Raw genomic sequence first — 18,341 nt, 5'->3', positions numbered from 1 at the left:
ACGCGGCATGGACTCCACCGCCCGCACCTGCGCCAACTCCACCGCCAGCCGAGCCTGCCGGGCCTGCAACCGATTGATGCTGTCTTCGAGTGCGGTGATCTCCTCGAGCATCGCCACCGGGTCATGCGGCAGCGGCTGCGCAGCCACCCCCGTGGAAGGGGTGGGTGACAGCTGTTCGAGGATCCCGAGATCGAACATGAGGACCACGCTAGAGACGACCACCGACAATTTCGGAGGAGGTCGATGTAGGCGTCGTGGGTTCAGGCTGCCTCGTCCCTCACCGGGTTTCGCGGCCCTCGCCCAGGGGCTCGGGCACCTCAACCACCAGCACGGCCCGTCCGGTCACTGAGGTGCGAGCGAAGCGAGCCTCGAAGTGGCCGCACCCAACCGCCCACCGGTACCGCACGGCGTCCGACTCACCGGGTTTCGCGGCCCTCGCCTAGGGGCTCGGGCACCTCAACCACCGGCACGGCTCGGGCACCTCAACCACCGGCATGGCCCGGGCACCTCGACCACCGCGACAACCCGGCGTGCGATGGTTCACCGCATGGAGGCGGACGACTCGGAGGCGCTCGACATCCTGGAGGCCGGCGGGCGGCGGTTCGGCGTGCATCGAGCGCAGGTGGACGACGTCCCGGCGCTGGTCGCGCTGCTCAGCGACGACCCGCTCGGCAGCGCGCGGGAGGCGGCGTCCCTGGAGCCGTACCTTCGGGCCTTCAGCGAGATCGACGAGGATCCGCGGCACCTGCTGACAGTGTTCCGCGACGAGGAGGGCGCGGTCGTCGGCACCATGCAGCTCACCCTCGTCCCCGGACTCTCGCGGGGCGGAGCGATGAGGCTGCAGATCGAGGCGGTGCGGGTGGCTCAGGCGGCCCGCGGCACCGGCCTCGGCGGCGCGATGATCCAGTGGGCCCATCGCTACGGCCGCAGCCGGGGTGCCCGGCTCGCGCAGCTCACCAGCGACGCCTCCCGCGAGGACGCCCACCGCTTCTACGAGCGGCTCGGGTACACCGCGAGCCACGTGGGCTTCAAGCGCGACCTCTGACCCTCAGCGCATCCGCGGACCCGTGCGGTCGGGGCCGCGGTAGAGGTCGATGCCGCCGCTGGTGCCCTGCCAGACGTCGCCGTCGGGGCCGACCTCGGTGGCGGCGTAGAAGGAGTTGCTCGCGGGCGTCGGGGTGGAGGGCACCCAGAGGCGCTGGGCGCCCGTGCGCAGGTCGATGCCCTCCAGGCCCCACAGGCCGTTGCGCTGACCCTGGCCGTAGATGAGGCCCGACTCGGTGCTCAACGTCGGGATGGCGTTGGGGATCGAGACCTCCGGGTTGGCCCACTTCACCTGGCAGGTGCGGGTGCGCGGGTTCCAGTCGATGCGCTCGATGCCGTACGGCGCCTGCTGCGGGACGCCGCCGAGCTCGGCGGCCACGATCGGGCGGATCTGGGCGGGCAGCGCGTCGAGCACCGACTCGTTCGTCAGGCTGTTGTTGACGATCACGCTGGTGTAGCCGTTGGTGAGCACCGACTGCTCGGAGGTGGTGCGGGTGGCGTTCGGGTCGCCGAAGGTCACCGGCACCTGGCAGGCGATACGGCGGTCGAGGCCCTTGGCGATCGGCTTCCAGCCCTGCGGGATGCGGTCGCGCCAGAACAGCACGAGGTTCATCAGCGGGCCGCCGTCGGTGATGACGACGAAGCGGTCGCGGTCCTTCGCGGTGCCCATGACGTCGGGGGTCGAGCCCGAGCCGGCACCGAGGCGGACGCCGCTCGGCGGCGGGCCGACGTTGTAGCCGGCCTTCCAGCCCAGCCGCAGACGGCGTCCGTTCCACTGCACGCGGTTCATCGCCTGCGAGGTGACGACGTAGATGCCGCCCGTCTCGTCGGCGGAGATCGAGTTCGACACGATCTCGAGGTCGTCGTCGGCCTCGTCGCAGCGGCCCTGGTTGAGGTTGACCGTCTGCAGGTGCTTGCTGTCGAAGCGGTCGAGGTCGCGCGGGACGACGCCGACGACGCCGCGGGCGGTGGCGAAGGCGATGTAGCCGTCGTAGGTCATCGTGATGCCGACGAGCTTGTCGTCGCCGCACAGCGCGGAGGCCGGCAGCGTCAGGGAGTCGAGCAGCGCGATCGGGGAGGTGCGCTCCCCCGGCGTCTCGTCGCCGTAGACCTCGATGGAGGAGGAGCGGCCGACGAAGAAGTGGTCGTCGCGGTCGAGCACGTTGTAGGCGCCCGAGATGCCGATGCTGTTCACCGACTGCGAGGGCGTCAGGGTGTCGATGATGTCGCCGCTGGCGACGTCGACCTTGTGGATCGCCGAGGGCGCCACCGTCGACATCCACGCCACGCGGCCGCCGTCGGCGTACCGGCTGGAGAAGGTCACCGTGATCGGCACCGCGGAGGGCAGCCCGGGCAGGGTGATGCGCTGCCGCGTGACGTCGTCGTCCGCGTGCGGGGCCGGGTAGGGCGAGGAGCCGCTCGCGTAGGAGTTGCGGTGGCTGCCGCCCCATCCCGAGAGCGCCAGGTGGGGGTTGCACGGCGGCTCGTGCGGTGCCACCGGGGTGCGGCAGGTCAGGGACGACGGCGCGGCCGGCGCGGCGGGAGCGGCACCCGGCACGACGGCCCCGGCGACGGCTGCCGCGGCGAGGACGACGAGGGCGAGGGGGGAGGGACGACGCGTCACGTTAAGTCAACTGATCCGATCGACTTCGGCTAGGTGTGGCGTCCGTCATACCACCAGGTGCCCGATCTCCGCGACGACCTCCGCCGACCGCGGACACCGCCACACAGCGGCGTCGTCGACGACCACCGCCTGCAGCGGGTGGTTCGCCGGATGCGCCGGGCACGGCGGCCAGTTCGAGCGGGTGCCTCGTCGCACGCTCTCCACCGCCCAGTCCTGCACCTGGTCGGCGAGCATCGCCAGTCGCTCGGCCGCGCTGGCGGTCGTGTCGACCCACACCCCGGTGCCCGAGCCGTCGACGTCCCCCAGCATCGCCGACTCCGCACCCGGCCAGGTCTGCCAGTCCGACTCCTCGATCCGCGGGATCGGCGCCGCGCAGACCTCGAGGTCGTGCAGCACGTGCGCGAAGGCGTCGGCGAGGTGAGGACCCATGCCGCCCAGTGTGGGACGACGTCGCTACCGGGCGCAGCCCGATATCGCGGCTACGCTCCGGGCGTGGACGAGGAGGAGATCCGCAAGTCGGCGGCCCTGGAGCAGCGGCACTGGTGGTACGCCGAACGCCGCGCCCTGGTGCGCCGCCTGGTCGGGCCGCTGACGCCGGGCCGGGCGCTCGACGTCGGGTGCGGCGGCGGCGGCAACACCGGCGTCCTGCGCGACCTCGGCTGGCGGGTGACCGGCCTGGAGTACTCGCCGGTGGCCGCGCAGCTGGCGCGCTCCCGCGACCTCGCGGTCGTGCGCGGCGACGCGCAGCGGCTGCCCTTCGCCGACGCGAGCATGGACCTCGTCATGTCGACCGACATGTGGGAGCACATCGAGGACGACGCCGCGGTGGCCCGCGAGACCGCGCGTGTGCTCAAGCCCGGCGGCCGGGCGCTGGTCGCGGTGCCGGCGGGCATGGACCTGTGGAGCGGCCACGACGTCGCGCTCGGGCACGTGCGCCGCTACGACCGCGCGGGACTGACCGCGGTCATCGAGGGCGCGGGTCTCCAGGTCGTCGACCTGCGTTCGTGGAACGTGCTGCTGCGGCCGATCGCCCGGTTGCGCCGTCGCCACAACGACTCCGACAGCGAGATGGAGCAGGTGCATCCGCTGGTCAACGCGGGCCTGCGCGCGGCCGTGATGACCGAACGCGTGCTGCCGGTGCAGCGCCTGCCCGGCATCAGCCTGGTGGCGCGCATCGTGAAGCCGTGAGCCTCACGCCCACCTGGCGGATCCTGCTGCGGGCGCGCCTCCACGAGGTGCCGGACGACGCCGACCTCGCCGCCCGCTGGCAGGCGCTGCTCAGCGCCCAGCAGTGGCCGGCGAGCACCCCGATCACCGGCCGCGGCTGGGACGCCGTGCTGACCGGCCCGCCCGTGGCCCTGGCCCGCGACGGGGCCGAGATCACGATCGGCGCGGTCCACGATCTCGTCGACGGGCTCGGCCTGCTGCGCATCCTCGACGCCCTGGTCGACGGCGGCGTGCGCACCGACGCCCGCGGGGTCGCCGACCGACCGACCGCGAGCGGCACGACGTCGTCCCGGCTGCGCGAGGTGCTGCGCGATCCGCCGGCCCGCCTCTCCCCCGGCCCCGACGCCGTCGCGACGGCCGGAGAGGTGATCGTCGAGGCCGATGCGCCCGGCCACCACGGCACCGCGGCCCTCGTGCACGCGGTCGCACGGGTGGCCGCCGTACGCACCGGCGGACGCCGTCAGGTCGCCGTGGCCGTCGGTGCGGGTCGACCGACGAGCGACGGGCCGATCCACGACGACAGCGCGCTGCTGCGCCTCACCGGCGTCGAGGGCCTGGACGCCGAGGCCGTGGCCGCCGCCCTGCGCACGGCACCGATCCAGCCACCGCCGGCGGCAGGCGCCGGGGTCGCGGCCGAGGCCCTGACCCGGGTGGCACTGCGCGTGCTGGGTCCGCGCCTCGGGTCGACGTTCCTGGTCTCCCACCTCGGCCGGGTGGGTGCGCCCGCGGCGTCCGACCTGCGCTTCTCCCCCGCCACCGGCAGCGGCGGGCTCGCGCTGGGCGCGCTGACGCTCGACGACGTCACGCGCCTGACGCTGCGAGCCTCGGGCCCGCGACACGGCTGGGACGCCGCCCGATTGGACGGCGTCCTGGCCGCGATCGTCGCGGAGCTGAGGGCCTGAGCCGGAAGGTCAGACCTCGACGAGCTCGCGCTCGTCGGCGTCGTGCTGCACGCTCTGCCGACGCCGGGCGAGCACGATGCCGCCGCTGAGCAGCACCAGGCCGGCCAGGCCGAACCCAACCGGCAGCGCCAGGCGGGCGGCGTTGAGCAGCGGGGCCTGGGTCTTGAGCTGGTCGACGACGTCGGTGATGGTCTGCGGGGTGTAGGCGACCGTGCCCTCGAAGGCCGGCACGTCCTTGCCCTGGTAGCTGAGGTACTGCGTGCGCTGCTCGACCCGGTTGACCGGGCTGCCGGTGGCGGGCTCGATCGAGAGCGTGCGCACCATGCCGTACATCATCGTGGCCTCGACGCTGGGGGCCTTCGAGCCGAAGACCGCGCCGGGCACCTCGACGGTGTCGATCGCGGTGGGCTCGATGGTCTGCACGAACGTGTAGACCGGCAGGCCCTGGATCGAGCTGGTGCCGACGAACTTCGCGGTCGTCGCCTCGCCCAGCGCGGCGTCCCACTGCTGGTAGTCGCGCTTCTGGGTGTTGAACGGGAACTTGTAGACCTGGCCTTCGCGGATGACGTCGTCACGCTGGCCCTCGGTGGCCGAGGAGAAGCCGACGTTGTAGTCGGAGGCCGCGCCGGTGACGGCGTCGAAGGGCGTGAGCTCGGTCGACTGCTGGAAGATGCCGCCGTCGGCCCGCTTCACCGTCGTCGAGTTCGCCCACACCACGACGCCCTTCGGCGCGTCGGGGTAGTTGCCCGCGATCGTGTGCGAGGAGATCGACAGGTCGGTGGTGATCGGCGCCAGCACCTCGGGGTCGGTGTCGAAGATCGTGACGCCGCTGCCCTGCAGGTAGGTCATCGAGTCGTAGTTGTTGGGCACCCGGGCCAGCGCCGGGTACGCGTAGGCGCGCACCAGCACGGCGGCGACCAGGAGGAACGCCCCGAGAGCGATGAGGACCGGCGCCAGGAGCCGGGAACGGACGAGTCGTCGCATGGGATTACCTCTCGAGTGCGACGTCCGGACGGCCCGGACGTGCGATGGCGGGCGACCGGCGGGACGCCGCGGTCGCGAGTTCGGTGGTGAGCAGCGCGCGGGTGCGCGCGTGCATGGCCGGCCAGTCGTGGCCGGCCGCATGGGCCTGGGTGCGCTTGACGAGCAGCGCGGCGGTCTCGGGTTCGTCGAGCTCGACCAGTGCGGCGCGCAGGCCGGCCAGGAGCCGCTGCGGCAGCGGCTCGGGATCGGCCTCGGGCAGCAGCCAGCCGGTCTCGCCGTCGCGGATCGAGGAGCGCAGACCGGGGACGTCGCGGGCCAGCGTGGGCGTGCCGTGCGCGGCGGCCTCGATGACCACCTGGCCCCAGCCCTCGGCGTCGGAGGCGCACACGTGCAGGCTCGCGGCGGTGAGGAGCTCGGTCTTCGCGGTCTCCTCGACGAAGCCGTGGAGCGTGACCCGCTCGGCCAGCCCCAGCTCGGCGACCCGGGCGGCGAGCCGCGGCGACTCCGGTCCGGCACCGACGACGTCGAGGTGCAGTCCGGCCGCCGTGGCCGGCGCCAGGCCGGTCGGGTCGGCCAGCAGAGCCGCGAACGCCTCGACGACGGCGTCCACCCGCTTGTGGGTGACCAGGCGGCCGAGGACCGCGATGCGCCCCGGCTGCTTGGCCTCGGGGACGACGTCGACGGCGGGCCGGTCGGCGCCGTTGGCGAGGATGCCGATCGGGCCGTGCCAGGCCAGCCGGTGCCGCATCTCGGTGCGGGTCGACTCCGAGACCGCGAGCACGCGACGACGGCGGTAGACGCGTGCCGAGGCGCGCTCCAGGAAGCGACCGAGGGCCGCGACCGGGCGCGGGAAGTAGGTGGCGAACTGGTCCTGGTGCACGTGGTGGACCACCAGCACCACCGGGGTGCGGCGACGCAGCACGAGCGGCGAGAACGCCGGGATGCCTGCCGAGCAGTCGACGACCAGGTCGATCCGCCGACGACGGCGCAGCAGCCGGGCCAGTGCCGCCGGGTAGAACCCGAGGACGCCGCCGGCGCGGTCGATGCGGATGCCCTCGACGCTCGCGCGTCGCGTCTGGCCGGGTGCGCGGGCGGTGAGGAACTCGACCTCGGCGCCGGCGTCGCGCACGGCGCGGGCCACGTGCCAGGCGTAGTGCTCGGCTCCCCCGGCGAGCGGGTGGTCGAGGTCGCGCCAGTTGACGATCGCCACCCGGGCGCCGTCGAGGTCGGTGCGCGGCGCGCTCATCGCTCGCCTCCGGCCACGAGCGGCAGCTCGACCGCGCCGAACGGGACGACCGGGCGCAGCGGGACGACGGGTGCGGCCGCGGGCGCGAACCCGTGACGGCGTCCGCGCCAGGCGATGCGGGCGAGCTCGGTGAAGGAGTCCAGGCCGTGGCGCGCCGGGTCGAAGGTCGAACCCGGGACGTCGACCCACCACACGGGCACCTCGACGATGCGGGCGCCGTGGGCGCGGGCCCGGGCGAGCAGCTCGACGTCGAAGGCGAACCCCTCGGCACGCAGGTCGGCGGCCACCGAGCGGGCCAGGTCGGCGCGCAGCAGCTTGAACCCGCACTGGGTGTCGGCGACGCCGGGCACGATGCGCGCGGCGCAGGCCCGGTAGGCACGCGCACCGTGGTCGCGCAGGCGGCTGTGGCGGGCCTCGGTCTCGGAGTCGGCCAGGCCGCGGCTGCCGATGACGACCTCCGCACCGGCGTCGAGCAGGCGCATCGCGCGGTCGAGCGCGTCGAGGCGGGTGGCGCCGTCGGCGTCCATGAAGCCGATGACCTCGGCATCGGGTGCGGCGGCCAGGAAGCCGGTGCGGACGGCGGCGCCCTTGCCGGGCGTCGCGCAGGCCACGACCCGCACGGGCAGGGCCGCGCTGTCGGCGGCCCGGGCGACCTCGGCGGTCGCGTCGGTGCTGGCGTTGTCGACGACCAGCACCTCGACCCGGCCCGCCAGCGTCGCCGAACGGGCGACGTGACGCCGCAGCTCGCGCAGCGTGCGCGGCAGCCGGGCCACCTCGTTGTAGGCAGGGATGATCACCTGCAGCATGCGGACCTCCCACTCCGATGCCGTCCAGCGCCACGGCCCTCCCCGGTCGTGCGCTGGGTGCGACGGGGACGCGTCGTCCCCGGACTGCCCCGCCGACGGCGGGGTGGCTGTGCTCGGGCTCGGGCTACTTGTCCGAGTAGGAGTACAGGCGGTCGGCGTCGACCGGCTTCTGATCGCCGCCCTGCGCGGCCTGCACGCCACCCACCAGAGCGGCGGTGGCCAGGATGCTGCCGACGACTGCGGACACGATGATGTTCAAGCTGAAGTCCCTCCCCCGGTCATCGACGGCGGCGGTCCCTCCCCAGGCCTGCTCGCCGCGATGTGACGACGACCATAACCCCCGCCAGGAGACTCGTTAACGCATTCGACACACCGACGGAGAATCTCAACCGAACGGACGATCCGGTGATGATCCGTTCGGTGGATGCGGGCGCGGCGGACGGCGGAGGAAGGGCGCGCAGGAGCAGCCCGTCGGCCTCGACGACGTCGGTGCCGGCGGGGAGGTCGGCACGCTGATCGGCCGCCGCGGCGGCGTCCTGAGGCGTCTCGAGCAGGACATGGGTCACGCCCAGATCTGCGAGCGCCGCGGCCCGCGCCTGCGGTGTCGTGGCCCCCAGCGCGGCGTCGACGGCCCGCGCAGCGGGATCCTCGGAGGGGACGACGACCGTGCGGCCCTCCTGCTGGAGCACCAGCCGGTCGTCGATGACCACCGTGCCGGGCAGGTAGCGCGGCGCGGGGTCGAGCACCGCGTGCTCGGGGTTCCACGCGAAGCCGCGGTAGTTGCCCTCCCACGGCAGCACCACGGTGACGGGGGCGTCGGCGGCCGCGAGCCGGTCGGCGACGGCGTCCCACCCGGGCGGGTAGTCGACCGGGTCGAGCGCACCGGCTCCGCCAGCCAGGCTGGGCAGGAACAGCACCGGCGCCACCACGACGAGCGCCGCGGCCGCCCGCAGCGACCCGCGCCCCGGTACGGCCCGGTCGAGCAGGTCGCGGACGACGTCGACCGCGCCGACCGCGAGCACCAGCGCCGCCGGGGCGAGGTAGCGCTCGGCGTCGCGGAACAGGGCCAGCCCCGGCACCGAGCCGGCCAGGTCGTCGAGCACCCCGGCCCCACCGGGCAGCACGGGCAGCAGCGCGATCGCGAGGGCGAGGAGGGCCAGCACGGCGAGCCGGTCGACGGTGGCCCGCGCGGCGTCGTCACCCCTACGGCGCGCGAGAGCGGCACCGACCAGGCAGGTCAGCGTGAGCAGCACCGCGAGGCCCACGATCACCGCCGAGCCGCGCTCGGGCGCGGCCACCGAGGTCTTCCAGGTGCCGCCGAGGCTCAGCAGGCTCGCGACGACGCCGAGGTCGGACTCCCCGCGCGGCGCGAAGGCCGCGAACACCCCGCCGGTCGACACCCGAGCACCGGTGGCGGCGGCCGACGGCACGAGCCACGGCAGGTTCGCGATCGCCCCGACCGCGAGGGTGGCGGCGGCGTCCGCGCGCCGCGGGAGGACGAGCACGAGCGCGGTGAGCACGGCCATGACGCCGCTGGCGGGGCTGCACACGGCCGCAGCCGTGAGGGCGAGCACCAGCCCGGGCGCACCCGCCCGGACGCCGTCGGCCCGCACCCGGTGCGCGGCCAGCGCGGCGTAGGGCAGCAGGAGGTAGCCCGCGAGGATCGCCCACTGCCCCATCGCCAGGTGGTCGTGCACCCACGGGTTCCACAGGTAGAGCGTCACCGCCGCGACGACGGCGAGCCCGGCATCGGGTCGCAACGCCCGCACGAGCCGGCCGATGCCGAGACCGCCGGCCAGGAAGGCGCCGAGGAGCAGCACCCGCTGGAGCACCCACCCGGGAAGGAGCTGGGTGACGATCGAGACCAGGGCGTCCATCGGCACCGCCCGCGGCAGTGCGCCGTCGCCGCCCCACCAGGCCGCCTTCCACGGCTGGTGGGGCACGAAGACCATGTCGCCCACCAGCGCGTAGCCGCCGCGCACGAGCAGCGGCGCGAGCACGGCCACGGTCACCACGACCGTCACGGCCGGCACCGCGACCCGGCTCCTCACTCCGGCTCCGGCGGGGAGGCGAGGGCGAGGACGGCGAGCAGCCACACGCCGCAGGCGGTGGCCTGATCGGCGAGATCGCCCGGGTACTGCGGTGCGCGGACGACGTCGACCACGAGCGCGATCACCCCCGCCACCAGGAGGAGGCCGCCGACCAGGCCGGCGACGGCCCGCGGACGGCGTCCGCGAGGCGACACCGCGACGGCCACGGCCGCGGCGAGGGCGGCGAAGGGACCGGAGACGAGCAACCCGGCCAGGATCGCTACCCACCGCGTAGCCCGACCGGCAGGGCGCGTGCTGACCATCGGCACCGCAGGCCCCGGACGCCGGGTCGCGAGCAGCACCAGCGCGAGCAGCAGGACGACGCCGAGCAGACCGAGACCGCCGACCAGACCGATCGCGTAGCCGCGCTGGGGTGCGAAGGTCAGCTCGACACGGCCACCGGCACCGGCCGGCAGCTCGAAGCCCTGGGCCCAGCCGTCGAGCTGGAGGGCGGCGAGGTCGGTGCGGCGTCCGGCGTCGTCGACGAGCACAGCGCGCCAGCCGCGGTTGTAGCTCTGCGGCAGCGAGAGCAGGGCCGCCGCGCCGCCGGCCACCTCGAGGTCGATGCTCGTGCGGGTGCGATCGGTGACGGTGACGGCGCGGTCGGCGTCGGCGGTCGCGGGCGCGTCGGCGCCGAGCAGCCGCAGCGAGGTGGGCTGGAACTGCTCGGTCGAGGCGAGCGCGATGCGGTGGGTGCCGGCCGCCAGCCGCAGCGGCCCGTCGCACGAGCGCACCTCCAGGGACGCATCGCCGAGCACGGCGCCGAGCGGGCCGATGACCCGCGTGGGATGGACGACGCCGTCGACGCGCAGCGGCGGACCGAAGCCGCAGCCGGCGCCCGTGGGTGCCGCGCCGTCGATCGGCACGGTGAGGTCGGCGCCGCGCAGGCGCAGCGTCGAGAGGCCGAGCGGGAGGCCCGGCCGACCGTCGGCGGCGAAGGTGAGGGTGACGCGACGGGCCGCCAGCGGCGCGAACGCGATCGTGCGGGGCTCCCCGCCGAGTCCGGCGAGCCCGCGCAGGTCGACGGTGCGCTGTTCGCCGCCCGCCGCGATCACCACGCTCGTGGGTCGCACGGCCGAGCCCGTGGGCGCTGCGACGCTGATGCCGCGCAGGGTGCGACGCGCGCCGAGGTCGACGGTGAGGGTGGGGGCGGGGTCGCGCGGATCGGCGATCCAGGAGGTGCGCGGGTCGCCGTCGGTGGTCGCCCGGGCCGAGACCCCGGGGTCGTCGCCCAGCCAGGAGCTGGCGGTGATGCTCGGACCCGCGCCGCGTGCGGGCTGGAGCAGCTCGGCGGTGCCCGGGCGCGAGCGGGCCACGACCGCGCCTCGCAGCCGGTACGTGGCGGCGGCGTCGAGGGTGACCGTGCGGTCGATGCCGGTGGACTCCTCGCTCGGCCGGGCGCGCGCGGGGTCGCAGTCGGGGCCGAGGAGCGTCGGGTCGCAGGCACGGGTCTCGGGCACCGCGCCGAACAGCAGGGACGCCGCGGGCGCGAGGCCGCTCGCAGGGGTCGGCACGACCAGCGTGCGGGACGGCGCCGGATCGGGGTCGAACCCGAGCTCGCTGATGCCGATCTGGCCATCGGGCTCGGGCACGTCGACGGCGCTGACCCGCACCGCCGTGGCCCGCACATCGGCCGGGAGCCGGAGGCGCGCGCGGCCGGTGACCGGGTCGGCGTCCACCACCTGCGGCCGGACGGCGTCCTCCCCCGGCACCGTGGTGATCGCGACCCGCCAGCTGCCCACGATCTGCTGGCCGACGACGGCCACCGGCTGGTCGATCGTGACCGTGCGGAGCGACCGCGCATCGGCGAACCGCACCGCGATCCCCTGGTCGACCGCGTCGGTGAAGGGCGCGGAGAGCCAGTAGCTGCCCGGGTCGCCGTCGAGGGCCGACCAGGGCGCGGTCTCGGGGCGGATCGCGCCGAGGATGCCGGGCCAGCCGTTCGAGGTCGTCGCGTCGACCGAGGCGATGCCGCTGTAACGGGCGGTGACCGGTCGCGCACCGTCGGGTCCGGGGTAGTCGGTGACGATCCGGCCGCTGTGGTTCGGCTCGTCCGCGGCGCGCACGTTCGACTCCGCGTCGTGCACGCGGCCGAAGTCGCGCTCCCGATCGCGGAAGCCGTCGCCGAGGATCTGCGCCGGCCCCGCCTGCACGCCCGGGCCACCCGGCACGACGGCGGGCTCGTCGTCCCCGAGCAGGCCGGCGCCGAGCGCCGCCACGACGTCCTCGACGGAGGAGGCGATGGTGCGCACGGCGTCCAGCGGCCGCGCGCGGACGCCGTCCGAGCCGCCGCGCACGGTGAAGATCTCGATCGCCGGGCCCAGGTCGGCCTGGCCGAAGGTCGCGACCCGGGTGATGCCGGGCGAGCGCGCGAGGGCGCGGGCGACGAGGTCGGGGTCGATGCCCTGCGCGGGCGCCTGGTCGAGGTCGTGGCGCAGGAGCACGCGGTCGACGCCGATGCGGCGCAGCGTCGCGGCGAGGGCGGGCGAGCCGGTGCCGGTCTCGAGGTAGGTCTCCAGTGCCGAGAGCAGCCGGATCGTCGCCGGCGGCGTCAACGGCACCTGCGAGCGGGTCAGCCACGGGGTGTCGCCGAGCACCTGGAGCGGCTCCTCCATCGTCCAGCCCCAGGTCTGGATCGCGAACCCGGAGCCGGGCACCACCCACACCGCGCCGTCGTCGCCCTCGCGGGTGCCCTCGTCGAGGAACTCCGATGCCTGCTGCCAGGCGGTGGGGAACTCCTCCCAGCCGGGCGTGCGGGTGCGTCCGCTCAGCAGCGGCCAAGCCGCCCCCAGCAGGCCGACCACCAGCGCGCCGACGACCGCCACGCCGACGGCCGGGCGCAGCGCCTCCCGCCACCTGCGGGCGGGCCGGACGACGGCGAGCGCCTCCTGGGCGAGCAGGCCCGCACCGATCGCCAACGGCAGCCGCATGATCGGGTCGGCCTTCGGCACGTTGCGCAACGGCGCGAGGACGCCGTCCAGGAGGTCGCGCAGCGCGGATGCCGCCGGCGAGGTGGCGGTGCCGACGTGGGCGATCGTCACGAACGCGAACCCGAGCAGCAGCCCGAGCAGCCACGGCACCCGGAACGGGCCGCGGTGCCGCGCCAGCCCGACCACCCCGGCGGCGGCGATCACGGCGGTGGCGGCCACGACCCACGGCGAGAAGGAGACCTCGTACCCGGCCGGCCACCAGCGCGCGCCGCCGGAGGTCAGGTAGTTCACCCAGTTGCTCGCCCCGCGCAGCGCGGCCGACGCGCCAGCGGTGTCGGTCGTCGTCCGCGCGTCCTCGACGTAGTCGTAGAAGGGCGGGCTGGAGGCGCCCAGCCGCACGAGGGAGGCCAGCCACCACAGGTCGACCGCCACGATGAGCGCGGTCCACAGACCGACGAAGCGCCAGGTCACCCGCCGCTGCCACCACGCCCAGCCGATCCAGACGGCCAGGAGGCCGGCGGGGGCCGCCGTGGCGGTGCCGTTGACACCGCCCCCGCAGGCGAACGCGGCCGCGGAGAGCACCGCGGCCACCCAGGGGCGCTGGCGACCGCGCAGCAGATGCAGCAGCGGCAGCAGCGCCCAGGGCAGCGCCACCGCGGGCAGGATCTCGGCGCTGCGCACCCCCACCTCCGCGACCATCCGCGGGGTCAGGGCGTAGACGAGACCGGCCACCGTCGCCGCGGCCGGGACGACGTCGACCGCCCGCGCGACCCGCCGTGCGCCCTCGCAGGCGGCGATCACCAGCAGCACCGACCACGACCGCTCGACCAGCCACCCGGGCAGCCCCGCGAGGTGCCCCAGCCAGAAGAACGGCCCCTGCGGGAAGAGGTAGCCGTAGGCCTGGTTCTGGATCTGCCCCAGCGAGACCTGCGGGTCCCACAGGCTCAGAGCGCCGCGGAGGAACGACCCCGGGGCCTCGGTGAGCTCCAGGCGGGTGTCGTTGGTGGTGCGGCCGTACTGCTCGGTGAGCATGACCGCCGCGAAGGCCACGTAGAGCGCCCAGCGCACCGCCGTGTCGCGGCGGGTCGAGGCGGGCGCGTCCATGGCCCGGCCACTGTAGGCCCGGGACACCTCCTGAACTACGCTCGCCGACGTGACGACCCCGACGGAGACGCCGGACGCCCAGCAGGACTCATCGGACGACGGCGGGTCGGGCGCACGAACCGGCTGGCGCGACCTGCTGCGCGGCAGCGCGGGCATCGCGGTCGCGATGGCCGTCACCAACGTCGGCACCTACGGCTTCCAGATGGTCGCCGCCCGCGTGCTCGGCCCGGCCGACTACGGCGCCATCGCCTCGATGATGGCGCTGCTCATGGTCGTGGCGGTGCTCCAGCTCGGCCTCCAGGCCACCGCGGCCCGCCGCATCTCGGCCGACCCCGACAACGTCGCGGTGATCGCCGAGGTCGTCGTCCGCACCACCCGGCGCTGCGCGTGGGGCCTGGGCGCGCTCATGCTCGTGCTCTCGCCGGTGGTGTGGAAGGTGCTCGTGCTCGACAGCATCGTCCCGGCGCTGCTCATGGCCGTCGCCGCGGTGCCGCTGACCCTCATGGGCGGCCAGGCCGGCATCCTCCAGGGCGAACGGCGGTGGTTCCCCCTCGCTGCGGTCTACCTCGCCGTCGGCGTCCCGCGGCTGGTGTTCGGCAGCCTGTGCATCCTCATCTCCCCCACCGAGACCAGCGCGATGATCGGCGTCCTGGTGGCGCTGTTCGTGCCGGTGGCGATCGGCGGCTGGGTGCTGCGGCACGCCCGCGACGAGCGTCCGGCGCCCGGCGCCGACGCGCACGGGGCCCGCGCGGTGGGTCGCGAGGTGGTCGCCAGCTCGGCCGCCCTGCTCGCCTTCTTCGGGCTCTCCAACGTCGACATCGTCGTGGCCCGCCACGTGCTCGACTCCCACGACGCCGGCCTCTACGCCGGCGGCCTCATCCTCACCAAGGCCGTGCTGTTCCTGCCCCAGTTCGTGGTGGTGGTGGCGTTCCCGGCGATGTCGAACGCTGCCGACCGGCGTCGTGCGCTGCTGCGCAGCACGGGGCTCGTCGCCGCGATGGGTGCGGCCTGCACCCTGGGCGCCTGGCTGCTCAGCTCGATCGCGCTGGTCTTCGTCGGCGGCGACGAGTACGCCGACGTGCAGTCGCGGCTGTGGCTGTTCGCCGTGCTCGGCACGATGCTGGCCATCCTCCAGCTCGTCGTCTACTCGGTGCTGGCCCGGCAGGGCACCCGCTCGGTCTACCTCATCTGGGTGGCCGTCGCCGTCCTCGTGGGCTGCGGTCTGCTGGCCTCGAGCCTGCCGGCCCTCGTCGTCACCGTCAGCGCCGTCGACGGCGCGCTCGTGGTGGTGCTGCTCGCCCTGAGCCTCTACCGGATGCGTGACGAGGCGCACACGCCGACGCCGTCCCCCGCCCCGGTGCCGCCCGCCTAGTCTGAGCCGGTCCGTGGACTCCATCAGGGAGCTGCGAGACGTCACCTGAGAAGGGAACTCGACGATGAGTGACCAGGAACAGCCCTCGCCCTACGGCGGCGGCAGCCCGGCCCCGGCGGCCACGGCAGGCACCGGTCCCCGGCGCATCCGCACCCACCACCTGCGCGAGGCCAAGCAGCGCGGCGAGCGGTTCTCGATGCTCACCGCCTACGACCAGTACACCGCGCAGATCTTCGACGAGGCCGGCATCGAGGTGCTGCTCGTCGGCGACAGCGCCTCGAACAACGTCTACGGCAACGAGACCTCGCTGCCGGTGACCGTCGACGAGCTGATCCCGCTGACCCGCGCGGTCACCCGCAGCGCCAGGCGCGCCCTCGTCGTGGCCGACCTGCCCTTCGGCAGCTACCAGGCCAGCCCCGAGCAGGCCTACCTGACCGCGGTGCGGTTCATGAAGGAGGCCGGCGCGCACGCCGTCAAGCTCGAGGGCGGGCTGCCGATGACCCCGCAGGTGCGCAAGCTCGTGGACGGCGGCATCCCGGTGATGGCCCACATCGGCTTCACCCCGCAGTCCGAGCACACCCTCGGCGGGTACCGCGTGCAGGGGCGTGGCGAAGCGGCGTCCCAGGTGGTCGCCGAGGCGAAGGCCATGCAGGAGGCCGGAGCGTTCGCGATCGTGATGGAGATGGTGCCCGGCGACGTCGCCGCCGAGGTCACCGCGGCGCTCGACATCCCGACCATCGGCATCGGGGCGGGCAACCGCTGCGACGGCCAGGTGCTGGTGTGGCAGGACGCCTTCGGGCTGCGCACCGGGCGGATGCCGCGGTTCGTCAAGCAGTACGCCGACGTGCGCTCGATCCTGCTCGAGGCGGCGCGCACCTACGCCGCCGAGGTCGCCAGCGGGGAGTTCCCCGGCCCGGAGCACACCTTCTAGAAATGCCGATAGGGCCCGGACGATGCTCCCCCCACGTGCACCGTCCGGGCCCCGTTCGTCAGGGCCCGAGAACTGGCAGGTACTGGAAGCGCGCGGTCCCCCAACCGCCTTCTTCCGGAGCGCGCGGCCCCCCGCCGCCTTCTCCGACCTGCCATCCCGGGTCTGGTTGCCGGGCCCCGCTGGACCCGACAACCAGAACATTACGAGCGCCTCGACCACGCACCGTCCACCACGCGTGAGCACTCCGCCCACGGTTCGGTAACAGCTGCTCGGCATCGGTGACGGCGCCCCCCTGACATTCGTCACGGGTCGATCGTGACGCTCGGTGGACGCCTCCGGCCGCGACCGCGGCCAGGCTGAGGTCATGACGACCACGACCCGCTCCCGCGACACCCGGGCCGCGACCGCCTCGGCGGTCCGACTGCGCGGTGTCACCCGCCGCTTCGGCGACGTCGAGGCCGTGCGGGGCCTCGACCTGGACCTCCAGCCCGGCGAGGTGGTGGCCTTCCTCGGCCCCAACGGCGCCGGCAAGACCACGACGATCGACATGATCCTCGGCCTCTCCCGCCCCACCACCGGCGAGGTGGAGGTCTTCGGGATGCCGCCCCGCGAGGCGGTCGCCCGCGGCCTGGTCGCCGCGGTCATGCAGACCGGAGGCCTGCTCAAGGACCTGACCGTCCGCGAGACCGTCGCCTACATGGCGAGCCTCTTCGCCGACTCCCGCCCGGTCGAGGCGGTGCTGGAGGAGGCCGGCATCGCCGACCTCGCCGGACGCCGGGTCGCATCCTGCTCGGGGGGTGAGCAGCAGCGACTGCGCTTCGCCATGGCGCTGCTCTCCGACCCCGCGCTGCTGCTGCTCGACGAGCCCACCACCGGCATGGACGTCGAGGGACGCCGCAGCTTCTGGTCGGCGATCCGCCGCGACGCCGCCGACGGGCGCACGGTGCTGTTCGCGACCCATTACCTGGAGGAGGCCGACCAGTACGCCGACCGGATCGTGCTCATCAGCGGGGGCCGCATCGTCGCCGACGGCACCGGCCCGCAGATCCGGGCGCTGGCCAGCGGTCGCGTCGTCCGCGCCACGCTTCCCGGCGCCGACCCGCAGGTCATCGCCGAGCTCGCGGCCCTCGACGGCGTCGACGGGGTCGACGTGCGCGGCGACCAGGTGCACCTGCATGCCCGCGACAGCGACGCCGTCGCCCGGCACCTCCTGACCCGCACGGCCGCCCATGACCTGGAGATCACCGCCCACAACCTCGAGGACGCGTTCCTCACCCTCACCGGCAAGGAGCAGGACCGATGACCACGCTGACCGAACGACGCGTCCCGCCGCTGGGCGGCTTCAACACGACCCTGCTGAGCATCGAGATCCGCCGGATGCTGCGCAACCGCCGCACGGTGATCCTCGCCCTCCTGCTGCCCGCCGCGTTGCTGCTCATCTTCGGCGGCCAGGACGGCTGGCAGGACGACGCCGGCTCGGGCAACGTCGCGGCCTACATCCTGGTGTCGATGGCGATGTACGGCGCCGCGCTCACGGCCGCGGCCTGCGGGTCGGCCGTCGCGCTCGAACGCTCGCTGGGCTGGTCGCGGCAGCTGCGACTGACCCCGCTGCACCCGGTGGCCTACGTGATCGTCAAGACGCTCACCGCCCTCACGCTGGGGGGCATCGCGATCGGCGTGGTGAACGTGGTCGGGATCCTGGTCGGCAAGGCCGACATGCCGGCCGACGTGTGGGTCGGCTGCGCGGCGATGTGCCTGCTCGGCACGCTGACCTTCGCCGCCCTCGGCGTGTTCGTCGGCTTCGTCGTCCCGGGCGAGAACGCCATGCAGGTGCTCGGCCCCGGCCTCGCGCTGCTGTCCTTCCTCGGGGGGCTGTTCTACCCCCTCGACCAGTTCGCGGGCTGGGTGCGCGACATCGCCTACTGGACGCCGATGTACGGCGTCGCGGAGGTCGTGCGCGCCCCGCTGACCCACGAGCTGCCCTGGTACGCGGTGGTCAACGCCCTGGCCTGGCTCGGGCTGTTCACGGCCGGCGCGGCGTGGCGGATGAGCGGCGACACCGCGCGCGTGTGATGGCTACC

The 18,341-nt window shown here is 74.5% G+C and carries 16 protein-coding genes; 7 read left to right on the top strand and 9 right to left on the bottom strand.

From position 1 onward, the window contains the following. The coding region (locus tag ABD671_RS06720) for a hypothetical protein (protein ID WP_344732502.1) at window positions 1–198 on the bottom strand (198 nt) is incomplete at its 3' end. Window positions 199–547: 349 nt separating this feature from the next. On the opposite strand from ABD671_RS06720, the gene ABD671_RS06715 reads away from it, so the two are divergent. Continuing rightward, window positions 548–1,045, top strand: coding sequence for a GNAT family N-acetyltransferase (locus ABD671_RS06715; protein WP_344732501.1), 498 nt, complete (start codon window positions 548–550; stop codon window positions 1,043–1,045). A gap of 3 nt (window positions 1,046–1,048) precedes the next feature. Here the strand turns inward: ABD671_RS06715 and ABD671_RS06710 are convergent, their stop codons facing one another. Both ABD671_RS06710 and ABD671_RS06705 read right to left on the bottom strand, forming a co-directional pair. Further along, the gene (locus ABD671_RS06710; RefSeq protein ID WP_344732500.1) at window positions 1,049–2,668 is read right to left on the bottom strand and encodes a hypothetical protein; all 1,620 of its coding nucleotides are present in this window, start codon (window positions 2,666–2,668) and stop codon (window positions 1,049–1,051) included. A gap of 45 nt (window positions 2,669–2,713) precedes the next feature. Continuing rightward, window positions 2,714–3,097 carry a hypothetical protein gene (locus ABD671_RS06705; protein ID WP_344732499.1) on the bottom strand — a complete coding sequence of 128 codons (384 nt, stop codon included), beginning with the start codon at window positions 3,095–3,097 and terminating at the stop codon, window positions 2,714–2,716. A 63-nt stretch (window positions 3,098–3,160) separates the two neighbouring features. On the opposite strand from ABD671_RS06705, the gene ABD671_RS06700 reads away from it, so the two are divergent. Together ABD671_RS06700 and ABD671_RS06695 are read left to right on the top strand one after the other, a co-directional pair. Next, window positions 3,161–3,856, top strand: coding sequence for a class I SAM-dependent methyltransferase (locus ABD671_RS06700; protein WP_344732498.1), 696 nt, complete (start codon window positions 3,161–3,163; stop codon window positions 3,854–3,856). Then, entirely contained in the window at window positions 3,853–4,797 is a 945-nt protein-coding gene (locus ABD671_RS06695) for a hypothetical protein (RefSeq protein ID WP_344732497.1), read from the top strand. Before ABD671_RS06700 ends, ABD671_RS06695 begins: the two co-directional genes overlap by 4 nt. 9 nt (window positions 4,798–4,806) lie before the next feature. Here the strand turns inward: ABD671_RS06695 and pgfA are convergent, their stop codons facing one another. The 6 genes from pgfA to ABD671_RS06665 all read right to left on the bottom strand — a co-directional run bounded on the left by pgfA (window position 4,807) and on the right by ABD671_RS06665 (window position 13,957). Beyond that, a complete protein-coding gene (gene pgfA, locus ABD671_RS06690) occupies window positions 4,807–5,781 on the bottom strand; it encodes a cell envelope lipid trafficking protein PgfA (RefSeq protein ID WP_344732496.1) in 975 nt (324 codons plus the stop codon). 4 nt (window positions 5,782–5,785) lie between these two features. Next, window positions 5,786–7,027: a glycosyltransferase family 4 protein gene (locus ABD671_RS06685; protein WP_344732495.1), complete on the bottom strand. Its 1,242-nt coding sequence runs from the start codon at window positions 7,025–7,027 to the stop codon at window positions 5,786–5,788. After that, window positions 7,024–7,833 (bottom strand): glycosyltransferase, encoded by an 810-nt coding sequence (locus tag ABD671_RS06680; protein ID WP_344732494.1) that lies wholly within the window; start codon window positions 7,831–7,833, stop codon window positions 7,024–7,026. Before ABD671_RS06680 ends, ABD671_RS06685 begins: the two co-directional genes overlap by 4 nt. 124 nt (window positions 7,834–7,957) lie before the next feature. Beyond that, complete coding sequence (locus ABD671_RS06675; RefSeq protein WP_344732493.1) at window positions 7,958–8,080, bottom strand: hypothetical protein; 123 nt, start codon at window positions 8,078–8,080, stop codon at window positions 7,958–7,960. Between the two features lie 31 nt (window positions 8,081–8,111). After that, window positions 8,112–9,866 carry an MmpA family trehalose lipid delivery protein gene (locus tag ABD671_RS06670; RefSeq protein WP_344732492.1) on the bottom strand — a complete coding sequence of 585 codons (1,755 nt, stop codon included), beginning with the start codon at window positions 9,864–9,866 and terminating at the stop codon, window positions 8,112–8,114. Between the two features lie 14 nt (window positions 9,867–9,880). Then, window positions 9,881–13,957, bottom strand: coding sequence for an alpha-(1->3)-arabinofuranosyltransferase domain-containing protein (locus ABD671_RS06665; RefSeq protein WP_344732491.1), 4,077 nt, complete (start codon window positions 13,955–13,957; stop codon window positions 9,881–9,883). Between the two features lie 49 nt (window positions 13,958–14,006). Here ABD671_RS06665 and ABD671_RS06660 point away from each other — a divergent pair, with 49 nt between their 5' ends. From ABD671_RS06660 to ABD671_RS06645, 4 genes are all read left to right on the top strand, one after another. Next, the gene (locus ABD671_RS06660; RefSeq protein ID WP_344732489.1) at window positions 14,007–15,329 is read left to right on the top strand and encodes a lipopolysaccharide biosynthesis protein; all 1,323 of its coding nucleotides are present in this window, start codon (window positions 14,007–14,009) and stop codon (window positions 15,327–15,329) included. Between the two features lie 64 nt (window positions 15,330–15,393). Next, window positions 15,394–16,260, top strand: coding sequence for a 3-methyl-2-oxobutanoate hydroxymethyltransferase (panB, locus tag ABD671_RS06655; RefSeq protein WP_344732488.1), 867 nt, complete (start codon window positions 15,394–15,396; stop codon window positions 16,258–16,260). Between the two features lie 364 nt (window positions 16,261–16,624). Next, a complete protein-coding gene (locus ABD671_RS06650; protein ID WP_344732487.1) occupies window positions 16,625–17,563 on the top strand; it encodes an ABC transporter ATP-binding protein in 939 nt (312 codons plus the stop codon). Beyond that, on the top strand, window positions 17,560–18,333 hold the full coding sequence (locus ABD671_RS06645; RefSeq protein ID WP_344732486.1) for an ABC transporter permease: 774 nt from the start codon (window positions 17,560–17,562) through the stop codon (window positions 18,331–18,333). The genes ABD671_RS06650 and ABD671_RS06645 overlap by 4 nt, the downstream gene beginning before the upstream one ends. Window positions 18,334–18,341 lie beyond the last annotated feature (8 nt).

The organism is Nocardioides fonticola, assembly GCF_039536805.1.
GTDB classification, from domain to species: Bacteria; Actinomycetota; Actinomycetes; order Propionibacteriales; family Nocardioidaceae; genus Nocardioides; species Nocardioides fonticola.
The sequence above is the reverse complement of the archived record's forward strand: the minus strand, read 5'-3'. Positions and strand labels throughout refer to the sequence as shown.

What these genes read in the sequence shown, in the direction of transcription:
- ABD671_RS06645 (WP_344732486.1), top strand. Translation starts at nt 17,560, where the DNA reads ATGACCACGCTGACCGAACGACGCGTCCCGCCGCTGGGCGGCTTCAAC.
- ABD671_RS06680 (WP_344732494.1), bottom strand. Translation starts at nt 7,833, where the DNA reads ATGCTGCAGGTGATCATCCCTGCCTACAACGAGGTGGCCCGGCTGCCG.
- panB (WP_344732488.1), top strand. Translation starts at nt 15,394, where the DNA reads ATGAGTGACCAGGAACAGCCCTCGCCCTACGGCGGCGGCAGCCCGGCC.
- ABD671_RS06715 (WP_344732501.1), top strand. Translation starts at nt 548, where the DNA reads ATGGAGGCGGACGACTCGGAGGCGCTCGACATCCTGGAGGCCGGCGGG.
- ABD671_RS06665 (WP_344732491.1), bottom strand. Translation starts at nt 13,957, where the DNA reads ATGGACGCGCCCGCCTCGACCCGCCGCGACACGGCGGTGCGCTGGGCG.
- ABD671_RS06685 (WP_344732495.1), bottom strand. Translation starts at nt 7,027, where the DNA reads ATGAGCGCGCCGCGCACCGACCTCGACGGCGCCCGGGTGGCGATCGTC.
- ABD671_RS06705 (WP_344732499.1), bottom strand. Translation starts at nt 3,097, where the DNA reads ATGGGTCCTCACCTCGCCGACGCCTTCGCGCACGTGCTGCACGACCTC.
- ABD671_RS06650 (WP_344732487.1), top strand. Translation starts at nt 16,625, where the DNA reads ATGACGACCACGACCCGCTCCCGCGACACCCGGGCCGCGACCGCCTCG.
- pgfA (WP_344732496.1), bottom strand. Translation starts at nt 5,781, where the DNA reads ATGCGACGACTCGTCCGTTCCCGGCTCCTGGCGCCGGTCCTCATCGCT.